This is a genomic window from bacterium (assembly GCA_021372535.1).
Taxonomy (GTDB): domain Bacteria; phylum Latescibacterota; class Latescibacteria; order Latescibacterales; family Latescibacteraceae; genus JAFGMP01.
On record JAJFUH010000029.1, the window covers coordinates 46,938 to 58,430 of the forward strand.

At 48.4% G+C, this 11,493-nt stretch carries 8 protein-coding genes and 1 pseudogene; 3 read left to right on the top strand and 6 right to left on the bottom strand.

Annotation, left to right across the window (positions count from 1 at the left end; translation table 11 throughout):
- Window positions 1-43: 43 nt before the first annotated feature.
- The 3 genes from LLG96_02790 to tyrS form a co-directional block, all read right to left on the bottom strand.
- Window positions 44-946 carry an HDOD domain-containing protein gene (locus LLG96_02790; GenBank protein ID MCE5249126.1) on the bottom strand — a complete coding sequence of 301 codons (903 nt, stop codon included), beginning with the start codon at window positions 944-946 and terminating at the stop codon, window positions 44-46.
- 482 nt (window positions 947-1,428) lie between these two features.
- Window positions 1,429-2,331, bottom strand: coding sequence for an HDOD domain-containing protein (locus tag LLG96_02795; GenBank protein ID MCE5249127.1), 903 nt, complete (start codon window positions 2,329-2,331; stop codon window positions 1,429-1,431).
- A 201-nt stretch (window positions 2,332-2,532) separates the two neighbouring features.
- Window positions 2,533-3,819, bottom strand: a complete 1,287-nt coding sequence (gene tyrS / locus LLG96_02800) for a tyrosine--tRNA ligase (GenBank protein MCE5249128.1) — start codon at window positions 3,817-3,819, stop codon at window positions 2,533-2,535.
- Window positions 3,820-4,281: 462 nt separating this feature from the next.
- Between tyrS and LLG96_02805 the strand changes: the two genes are divergently transcribed.
- The 3 genes and pseudogenes from LLG96_02805 (at window position 4,282) to LLG96_02815 (ending at window position 7,946) form a co-directional block, all read left to right on the top strand.
- Window positions 4,282-6,111, top strand: a complete 1,830-nt coding sequence (locus LLG96_02805; GenBank protein MCE5249129.1) for an amino acid permease — start codon at window positions 4,282-4,284, stop codon at window positions 6,109-6,111.
- A gap of 137 nt (window positions 6,112-6,248) precedes the next feature.
- Window positions 6,249-7,472, top strand: a pseudogene (locus LLG96_02810) (cation:proton antiporter).
- Complete coding sequence (locus tag LLG96_02815) at window positions 7,464-7,946, top strand: PTS sugar transporter subunit IIA (protein MCE5249130.1); 483 nt, start codon at window positions 7,464-7,466, stop codon at window positions 7,944-7,946. Before LLG96_02810 ends, LLG96_02815 begins: the two are co-directional and overlap by 9 nt.
- Window positions 7,947-8,021: 75 nt before the next feature.
- Here the strand turns inward: LLG96_02815 and LLG96_02820 are convergent, their stop codons facing one another.
- The 3 genes from LLG96_02820 to LLG96_02830 are packed head-to-tail and all read right to left on the bottom strand — an operon-like array spanning window position 8,022 to window position 11,013.
- A complete protein-coding gene (locus LLG96_02820) occupies window positions 8,022-8,927 on the bottom strand; it encodes a glycosyltransferase family 2 protein (GenBank protein ID MCE5249131.1) in 906 nt (301 codons plus the stop codon).
- A 56-nt stretch (window positions 8,928-8,983) separates the two neighbouring features.
- Entirely contained in the window at window positions 8,984-10,141 is a 1,158-nt protein-coding gene (locus LLG96_02825; GenBank protein MCE5249132.1) for a hypothetical protein, read from the bottom strand.
- Window positions 10,138-11,013, bottom strand: a complete 876-nt coding sequence (locus tag LLG96_02830) for a hypothetical protein (protein ID MCE5249133.1) — start codon at window positions 11,011-11,013, stop codon at window positions 10,138-10,140. Before LLG96_02830 ends, LLG96_02825 begins: the two co-directional genes overlap by 4 nt.
- Between the last annotated feature and the right edge of the window lie 480 nt (window positions 11,014-11,493).

Here is an 11,493-nt window from a genome sequence, read left to right on the forward strand (position 1 = left end):
CCAACAGAATAAGAAAGAAGAAATGAAGAAAATACGGACAGCATCAATCGACCAACACAATGTTCGAAATAAATTCTTTAACGCGCGCGAACTTTTTATGGAGGGCCGGCGTTACAAGGTTTTCAACATTCGTGTCAAATCCCAGAATTTTAAAATATGAGGGGTGAGGCTGGGGAATCAGGGTATGGCTGAAAATGAGGCTGTTCGCCATATAATCCGCGATACTGATCAAAGCCACATCCTCACGGTATTGTGACGGGACGGAGTCGAGCGGGTAAAATGAAGGATAATGGTGATATTCAATCACCTTCTGAAACCGGTCGGACAGATTCCATTTCTCAGCCAGTATACCGCCCACAATGGCATGATTGACGCCATAGACACTTTCTTCATGCTGGAGAAGCGTGGCATACGACTTCTGATCACTCGAACCTTTCATCTCGATTCCCAGTCTCATTTCATGTGTTTTGATCATATGAAGAGCGAACTTCCCTATGTCGTGGAGCATGCCCAGAGACATCAGTATTCCCGTATCCTTGCTGTTTTTGCCGCTCAGTTCCTCAACACAGATCGATACCATATAAATATGGGCGCTCAGCTCGCGGGCATCGTATTCTCCGCCAATCATTTCACCGCCGAGCTTTTTTACAAGACCCGTCTGTATGGCAAGATCCCTGATCTCATTGAATCCCATGACAATGATTGCAAAATTGATGTCCTCGATCTTACGGTCGATCTGATAATAGGCCGAATTGAGTTTCCTGAGTATGTTGCTCACCAGCACAGGATCTGCGGCGGCAATTTCGGCGATTTCACGGGAACTGGTTTTGGGATCATACACCATCGTCATGATCTTCTGAACCGAATCGGGCAGCTCCGGGAAAATATCAAGCACTGCGCTTACGATGTTCAGAAGCTTGGGATTGACATCTTCCTTTCGGGTCATAACCCATTGGTTCTCAGTATTCTGCGCCATGTCTGATTGAGTATTGTCCATAAGACCGCCTGAATCCTTTTTTATATGTTATTATTAAGTATTGATTTTGTAGTGGAATGCTTGATATTACACAATGTATGATAAGAAAATATGGTAATCAATAAAAATCAAACCATTTTTTGTTAATTTTCCAGATACATAAAGAAAAATATCCGGGAGCGGGAACTTACGGGCTGCAATTCCGCCTGAAAAGCCGGATGGGTGTTCTTCGGGATAAACAATGACATAGAACGGCATCATACAAAGCCTGCCGGGGCTTCCGTTCCGAACGGTATTTCATTGATTTACCGCCGGAACCGCCATCTGTTCCCGGTTTGGGTGACCATAAAGACGCACCGGTCTCCATGGATTATCAACCATCACCCGAATAGTATAAACATGGATTTTCATCCTGTTGAAACAGGTTCGGGCTCGTGACCTATTTTCTGTTCTCACTCGAGATTGCGGGCATATTCTTCGGCTGTCGAGATTTTTAATCTGAGCTCATCGGTAATGAGTTTTTCAAGGGGAGGGATTAAACCGAGTCTCTCATAAAAGGCGGGGTGAAGTTCGCTGAACTTTTTCCCGTCATTCGCCAGACTGTTCACAATGATATCCGACATGCATGTAATTGTGATGTCTTCGATATATTCATCCTGTATCTCGCTGATATCTAAAAATAACGGTGAGTGGTGATGCTCGATCACCGCGCAGGTCCGTTCCGACAGATTCCATCGTTCCGCAAGCATGGCACCTATAACGCTGTGGTTGACTCCAAACAGGTTTTCTTCTATGACAAGTAACGAGACATCGGGAGGGAAAACCTTTTTTGACTCGATTTTGATACCTTTCTTTTCCATCATGATTCCGATTGCATGAAGGGCGAATTTCCCAATATCATGAAGAATGCCCAGAGTCATGAGAACGCCCGCCCGTTTGGGATCATCCTCGCGCGAAAATGATTCGGCGCATATGGACACAAGATATGAGTGAACCCAGAGCGTTTTGGGATCGTACATCCTGTCAACATCCAGACCGCTCAATGCTTGCATGAACCCGAACTGGAGGGCGAGATTCCGCACCTCGTTAAATCCGAGCAGTACGATGGCAAGACGAAGATTGTCAATCTTATGGTTAAGCCCGTAATACGAGGAATTGACCATCATCAGTATTTTCGAAGCCAGCACCGGGTCCGAGGATGCAACCTCGACGAGCTCCTTCGAGTCCACATCCTTGTCGGAAGCCATCTCAATAATCTTCCGCACAGACAGTGACAACTGGGGAATTTTATTGAGAACGGAATTGATAATCCTGATTTTTTCCTGGCTGAGATTCGAGCGATTATGCGGTAACAAGCACTGTTCTTCTATCATACCCACACCATCAGTTTGTCATACAATCAAAATATACTCATATCTTGGCAAAATGGCAAATTCAACCGTTTTTGCGGGAAAAAAAATTTACCCATTCCTCTCATGTGATCGATAGACCACGGGTTTTCACGGAGTAATTCATACATGCGAGTTTTGCCACCGAAATGTATGTGTACACCCGCTTCAGTCCTGTCGGGTCACTTTGACCAGATGATAGCGCTTCTTTCCCGACCGCAGGACAATCATCGAATCGCTCGCAAGATACTGCGGCGTAACAACGAGGCGCTGATCATCGATACGGGTGTTATTGACATATATACCCCCCTGTTTGAGCATCTGGAGCGCCTGGCTGTTGGATTTGGTGATTCCGGCCTCAGTGAACAGCGCCAGCACACCGATCCCCTGTTCGAGCCTGCCGCGCTCGACAGTCGAGGATGGCACATCGGCAAATATATCGGCGAGCTCGCGGTCTGTAAAATCAGAAATTTCGCCGCCGAACAGAACTTCCGATGCTCTCTGAGCCTTCGCCAGCCCCTCTTCACCGTGGATCATCCGGGTCGATATCTCGGCAAGTACCCGCTGGGCTTCCCGAGCCTCAGGTTTTTCTTCGACCGTGCGGCGGAGTTCTTCGATGTCCCCGACCGGTAAAAAGGTAAAGTATTTGAGAAACCGTATCGCATCACGGTCATCGGTGCGTATCCAGTACTGGTACAGGCTGTAGGGGCTCGTTTTATCCGGATCGAGCCAGACAGCGTTTCCCGCGCTTTTCCCGAATTTTTCACCGGTCGAGGAGGTCAGCAGCGGAAAGGTTATGCCATATGCCTGCGTCTGACGGCGTTTATGAATCAGATCGATTCCCGCGGTGATGTTCCCCCACTGGTCGTTGCCGCCGACCTGGAGCGTACATCCATACCGGTCATAAAGCTCGAGGAAATCATTCGCCTGAAGCAGCATGTATGAAAACTCGGTGTACGAGATTCCGTGGCTCCGGTCTTCGATACGGCGCCTGACCGATTCCTTGCCGAGCATATAGTTGACCGAGAAATACTTTCCCACATCCCTGAGCCAGTTGAGATAGGAAATCTCTTTTGTCCAGTCGGCATTGTTTACCATGACAGCGCTGTTTTTCCCGTCGAAGTCGAGAAACCGTTCAACCTGCTTCCGTAAAGATGCGACATTGGCCGCGATGACTTCCTCACTCAGAAGCTGACGTTCCTCGTCCTTGCCCGATGGGTCCCCGATCATTGCAGTCGCCCCTCCGACAAGACCGATGGGCCGGTGACCCAGACGTTGAAACCGCGCGAGACACAGAAGCGGGAAGAGATGACCCAGATGAAGGCTGTCTCCGGTCGGATCGAATCCCGCATACAGAGTCAACATTTCCGTGTTCAGGCTTTTCTCGAGTGCAGGCGCATCGGAAATCTGTTCAATGACTCCCCGTTCCACAAGCATCTGTAAAGCATTACTCATCCATGAATCCTCATGTCTATGAATTAGTGCTCCGGTGAACGAACAGTGATATCGAAGAGGTCATGCCGTACTTGTTACGGCATCTGTCCAGACTATCGGCATCACTATGTGTTCGCCGGAGCAGCATCTGTGTTTTCACCAGTATGAACATATCGACGTACATGTGAAACTTGTGCTTTTACAATATTTTTTTAAAATATATAATCATATTTTATAAATCAAGTTTTATAAAGTATCCTGATCCATTAGCTGTCATATAAATTCAATAATGAGTCCGGATATGAACCCTTTTTTTTATTTGCAGTAAAAATATAGTTTGAAAAAGAGATTATTTAACAATATCTTTCTTTTAACCTTGAAATTTACGGAAATTCAAAGTAAGTCTTCATTATTTCACAACATCATCAATATCAATATATAGTATAATTTATTTCAATATCGGCCCATAAGGATTTTATTCCCATGAAATTGAAAAGAGAGCTGACACTGCTCGATGTTTATTGTATCGCAACGGGTGCAATGATCAGTTCGGGTCTCTTTATTCTTCCCGGACTCGCTCATGCTCAAGCCGGACCTGCCGTTATTTTTTCCTATTTCCTTGCTGGAGTTCTAGCTTTAATGGGAATGTTAAGCGAAGCCGAATTGGTATCAGCAATGCCTAAAGCGGGAGGATCATACTTTTTCGTCATGCGCAGCATGGGTCCGGTGGTGGGTACAGTCAACGGTTTAATGACATGGTTTTCCCTTTCTCTCAAGAGCGCCTTTGCCCTCGTAGGTATGGCCGCTTTTATGGAACTCATTATCAGTACGAATATTTATGTAATATCATTGGTGCTGTGTGGCATTTTTATTATCACCAATATTATTGGAATAAAAGAAGCAGGAAAACTGCAAATTGTACTTGTTGCCGGTTTGCTGGTGCTTTTGGTGATTTATATCGCCTTCGGCTTCCCGAATGTCAATATTCACTACCTTGCTCCATTCGCACCTCATGGATTTTATAAGATTTTATCAACCACAGGGCTGGTTTTCGTTTCATACGGTGGACTCCTGAAAATAACCAGTATTGCTGAAGAAGTAAAAAATCCTTCCCGGACATTACCTCTTGGCATGTTGTTATCTCTCGCAACGGTAATCATTCTGTATACATTAACAGTTTTCGTGACTTCGGGGGTGCTTGGATCAGGTGAGCTCGATCATTCTCTCACTCCTATATCCGACGGTGCGTTTGTTTTTCTGGGTAAAAAAGGCATGATTCTCCTCGGAATCGCGGCAATACTCGCCTTTATTTCGACGGCAAATGCGGGAATCATGGCCGCTTCCCGGTATCCCCTTGCTCTGGCGCGCGATGAATTAATCCCCAAACAAATCGCGGTAATAAATGAAAAATTCAAAACCCCTCACTATGCAATTTTAATAACCGGTCTTTTCATTACGATAGCTCTTTTCCTGAAACTCAAAATTCTTGTCGAAGTTGCATCAACAGCCCTGATTCTGACATACATCTTTTCCTGTCTGTCGGTCATCATCATGAGAGAAAGTCATGTTCAGAATTACCAACCCCAATTTAAATGTCCATTATACCCCTGGGTCCAGATTATCGGTATTGCCGGTTTTTGTATCCTGATATACGAGATGGGCATAGAGGCGTTGATTGCAAGTACGATCCTTATTTGTGCAGGCCTTTTCTCATATTGGTTTTACGGGAAAATAAGAGCGACCCGTGAATATGCACTGCTCCATCTCATCCGGAGAATCACCTCAAAGGAAATCACCACCCACTCCCTTGAATCGGAATTGAAGGAGATTATCAGGGAACGGGACAATATTATCGAGGACCGATTTGACAAAATCATTGAAAACTGCATTATTGTCGATTTGGACAAATCCATGAATCTTCATGAATTTTTTTCCCTTGTCGCCGAAAAAATGTGTAAGAGGATAAACATGGAGTTGTGTAATTATTTACAATTACTTTTCGACCGTGAGAAAGAAAGCAGCACGGTTATTGCTTCAGGAATTGCAATACCCCATATCATTATCGATGGCGAGAATACATTCGATATTCTCCTTGCCCGATGCATACCGGGTATTACATTCTCTGAAACTGCTCACAGGGTCGATACCGTTTTTATTCTGGCCGGAACCCGTGATGAACGGAATTTCCATCTTCGGGCATTATCGGCAATTGCCCAGATAATACAGGATCCTCATTTTCATAAACGATGGCGTGCCGCAAAAAATATCGAAGATCTCAGAGATATTGTTTTATTGGGTAAACGAAAACGTTAATACTTACAACAAAAACGTCCCTTATCGTGTTATAACACATATTGTACATCCCTTTGGGTTTTATTATATGATTAAATGACTACTCCCGGAGCAAACTGCGTGGGATTCTTTTTTATCAAACAAGAGATTATTGAATAATGCTTGGAACACAGGACATAACTATCGTACTGCTCGATCTCGGAATTCTGCTCGGTCTTTCGAGGTTTCTCGGCGAGGTGGCCAGACGGTATCGTCAGCCCATGGTGGTGGGGGAAATTCTCGCCGGCATCATTCTCGGACCGACAATTCTCGGAACGTTTGCGCCCGAACTGCAGAATCTCCTCTTTCCCATGCGCGAGCACACACTTACAGCGCTTGAAGGGCTCACCACGGTTGCGGTGGTGCTCCTGCTCCTCGTTGCGGGAATCGAGATCAACCTCTCCTCCGTCTGGAAACAGGGACGCGCCGCCCTGATGGTCAGTTCTCTCGGGATATTGTTACCGTTCGCTCTCGGATTTGGAGCTGCTTTGGCATGGCCTCATTTCCTGGGATTCGACCAGTCCTCAGAAAAACTGACCTTTTCGCTGTTCCTGGGCACTGCGCTGTCCATATCGGCGCTGCCCGTCATCGCCAAAACACTCATGGATATGAATCTTCTGAAAAGCGACATGGGTATGCTCGTTCTGACAGCGGCGGCTTTCAACGACCTCATCGGATGGATTATTTTCAGCATTGTGCTCAGTATCATGGGAACCGGCGCGGTTTACGGACACAGCCCCCAGGAAACAATAGTATTCACCGTCCTGTTCACCGTCATCACCCTCACATTCGTCCGGTGGGCTTTTCACCGGATACTCCCCTGGCTCGAACGTAAGACTGTCTGGCCCGGCGGCATACTCGGGTTTGTTTTCGCCTTTACCATGATCGGGGCTGCAGCGACGCAGTGGCTCGGTATTCACGCGGTGTTCGGCGCGTTCATCGTGGGCATAGCTGTCGGTGATTCACACCACCTCACCGAACGGACCAAGGATGTCATCTACCAGTTTGCCATGAATATTTTTGCTCCGCTGTTTTTCGCCTTTATCGGCTTGAGAGTAAATTTCGCCACCAACTTCAACGTTCCGCTCATCCTCATCGTGTTCCTACTCGCCTGCGCGGGAAAGATTTTCGGCTGCACGCTCGGAGCCCGGTGGGGCGGCCTGACTTTCAGGGAATCATTTGCGGTCGGGTTCGGAATGAACTCACGAGGCGCAATGGAAATCATCCTCGGATTGCTCGCGCTCGAATACGGGGTCATACACGAACACCTCTTTGTGGCGCTCGTTGTCATGGCTCTCGGGACAACCATGCTCTCCGGCCCGGTAATGGAATGGATGATCCGCGAGAAGAAACCGCTCAAACTGATAAATCTCCTGAAACCCGCCGGATATCTCAAATCGGTGGAAAGCACGACACGCCGTGATGTCATCATGGAACTTGCCCGCCTCGCCTCGGCGGAAACAGGGATCGAAGCCATCCGTATCTACAAATCGGTCTGGGACCGGGAGGAAATCATGGGAACCGCCCTCGGTGGGAATATCGCCGTTCCCCATGCACGGCTTACCGAAATCACCACACCGTTTGTCATGGCCGTACATTCTGACGAGGGGATCGATTTCGATGCAATAGACGGCGCACCTGCAAAACTTATCTTCATGCTGCTCACCCCGGCGCGCGATCAGGGCATGCAGCTCCAGATTCTTGCCGATATCGCCCGCATCTTCTCCGACCCCAATGCACGGACTGCCGCCCTGCAGTCCCATGACTACACGTCATTCATCAACGCCATCAGTCTTGCCCCCGAGAGAAAAAAATAACAGCGCGTCCTGCTCCGGATGCAGTAGTTGAACAGGTCTGCAATCCTGACTCGTTCACGGGCCTGTATTACTGTATTATCCGTTGCGTTTCAGGAGATTGTCGATAAGCACGTAATTTTTGTATTCGCCGATTTTATGGTGCAGAATGGAGTTTTCGATGAATGTGAGCGCGCGTACCCAGAGACGGTCGTGCTTGTGGTCTTTCTTGTTCGGCCTGCCGGGTCTGACAGTCCACTTCATTTCATTGATTCGCGATTCCATGACTTTCGGATGTGTGCCTTTGAAAGGGCGGCAGGTCTTGAGCGACCCGAAATCGAATTCGGCTGCCTCGTCCGGATACCGGTCATCGACCCACGCTCTGTCATGGTGCACCGATGCGAGCGCTATCTGCTTTTTCATCATGCTCACCGGGGGCCGTACCCAGCCGTAATGGTAGATTTCCGCGCCCGCGGGAACGACCCTGAGCTTTCGTCCGTCGATACGGAATCCCTGAGCGCTCTGCCATGATCTCACACCGATTCCGTTGCGGACGATCCTGACCTCATGGGAGTACCAGTTGTGCCCGGCCTGGTAAAGATCGTAAGAACCGTAAAAATGCACATAATCGAACAGCAGTCCCTCCACGGCGGGTGTATCGAGATAACGCTTCATCTTTTCACGGAGCACCGGGAGGTATCGTTCATGAACAACCTCGTCCGCCTGGAGATACATGCACCAGTCCCCGGTACAGGCATCGAGCGCAATATTGGACTGCACCGCGTTGACTGCTCCTTTGACGAAATAGTTTTTGTCCCAGACAGTCTCGATGATCTTTATTTTGGGATCATCGATGGCACGGATAGCGTCGGTAGTCGAGTCATCCGAATCTCCGCACGCTATGACAAATTCATCGACGAGCGGAAGGGCGGACCTGATTGCCTCAACCACGGGATAATAGAGTTTGATCGCATTGCGGACGAAGGAAAAACCGCTGATTTTCAAAAGACCTTCCTCTCGAAACGGAAATCTCTGCCCGAAACCGCTCCGTTACAGTGCGATCAGGCAGAAGTGACTTTTTCTTCATACTTCCGCGCCGCATTCATCCGGGATTCCGAAACGACGACTCCGAGCCCGGGTCCTTTCGGCAGATCGACACGGCCTGCATAACCGAAACGGAATTCCTCATCGCAGAGATCCTTCCTCAGCAGGTGCGTTCCGAAACAGCCCTCGAGCCAGCGGAAATCGGATACTCCATGGGCAAGATGCGCTCCGGCAGCAGAAAGCACGCAGCTCTCCCCGACATGCGCGCCGAGCTGAAAACCGATTCCATGCTTCCGCGCCGCCGCGGTCACACGGAGAGCGCCGAGTATTCCACCGCACTTGGAGATGCGCACATTGACCACATCACACGCCCCCGCGGCGGCCACACGTTCGACATCGCCTGGATTTTTCACCGTTTCGTCGAGCGTGACGAGCGGCAGACCCTTTCCCCTGATTGCCGCCATTCCCTCGATATCGTCCGGGGGAAGAGGCTGCTCGACCGATACCACGCCCAGGTCCGCCAGTTCGCTCATGAAAACGGGCGCGTTCTTCCTGTTCCATGAACAGTTGGCATCCACCCGGATTTCCGTCTTGTCACCGGTCAATGACCGTATGCGGGATACATGACCCGCGGGATCGTTGTCATCCACCTTCACTTTCACATGCCCGAAGTTGTAGGGAGCGGCATGGCTGATGAATTTTTCGAGCGTTTTCCCCTTGAGATAAGGAATGACAAGACTGTAAAAGAGCGGTTCGTCCGATTCGGCAAATCCAAGGATATCCGAAACACTTGTATTCCAGTATTTACCCGCCAGATCGAGCACGGCAAGCTCGACAGCACAGAGCGCCGCCGGATTCCCGGCGTCACGCAGGGACATGCCGAGCCGCTCGAGTTTTACAACGACATCTCCGGGATCGGCAAAGGTATCCCCGGTTATTTCCGGCACAATACGCCTGAGGGATTCCATCACACTCTCGGGCGTCTCCCCGGTAACATAGGAGCGGGGAACACACTCTCCATACCCCCTGAGCCCATTGTCCGTTTCGAGCGTTGTAAAAATATTGACCGACGACGACCGTGAAGCCAGGCTGTGGGTTATGTCCATGCAGAAATCAAGATTATATGCTCCGATACTGGCCGAACTGATTTTTAAAACACCGTTTGAACTTGTCATGCAATCTCCGGGCGCATCTTGTGAAATTTTTTCCATTGATACCACTGATCCGGAAACGTCATGACAACCTGTTCAAACTTCTTCAGAATCGCCTCGGACAGTCCCTCGCGGACAACCTCCTCCATATCGCTGAACGGTACTATGGAGAGACGGTATCCTTTGGCGGTCCGGATCATGAACGAGCCAAGCGGGGTGGAACCGCTGCGCCGGCACATGATCTCGAGGGAACGGTCGAGAAGAATCTGGCCGCCGAAAGCCTGGATAAACCTGTTGCCCTTGGGCTTCCATGCATCTATCTCGTCACACTCGGTGAGCAGTATTCTCCCGCGGTGAAGAGCTTCCATGGCCTGAGCCATGATGTTGCCGCTTTTACCGTCGATAAGCTCCACATTCACCTCTGCTGCGCGCTGCATCAGGCTTTCCTTGAGAAGCTGTGTCTGAAAATTGACTACCATGGTAACAGGATAATTACGGAGCGCAAGAGCCAGGGGAAGAAATTCGACACCTCCGAGATGAGCCGTTATCAGGATCGCTCCTCCCTTTTCCAGCGACTTGTCGAGATATTCGAGACCCGAGTACTCCATGGCCTGACGGAGTTCTTTCTTCACGTGATCATAACCTCTGTGGGCCATGATGAGTTTTTCGGCATAATGTGAAAAAATTCCCTCAAACGTCTTTTTAATGATCCTGGGCGCTTTTGTGCTGCCGCCAAAAACCGTCATGATGTTTCGCTCGATCAGATGACGTTCACGACGGTTCACAATATAGTACACGGTACCCAGCAAACGCAAATACCTTATGCAAAACCACAACGGTGCATGCCGGAAAAGCATGACATTCGGTTTCGCCTGGAAAAACCGGGAGATATTCATCGAATGCACCCCCTTTTTATTGAATAGCTTATAGTGATTAATACGATTCCATATGACGGCCTGATTGTATTGCCCCTGTCACCCTGAATCCGTTTCAGGACTGTAGATCGTCTGAATCTTATTGCAATGACTATACTTTGAAATAACTGCTGATAACTATATATAATCGGCTATATTTCACGCGACTTTACAAAAAAAACATCCTTTTTCTTGTTATTCAATGAGCTCATAATCACTGTTTTATTGTGCAAGTATTGTCATTCCCGGATGGGAATCCGAATATTCTTACGCATATTATGGCCGGAAAAGAGTGTTTGCTTCTCCATGAACACTTGCTCCCCTGTTCATTCACTGGTAGAGCAAAGAAAGTGCCATCGGAGAAAACTGTTAAAAATTTTTGCAACTATTTATAAAACAAAGAGGATACATTTCCATCTTGAAAGCAGACACCCGATGGGGAAAGATGAACTATACATTTTT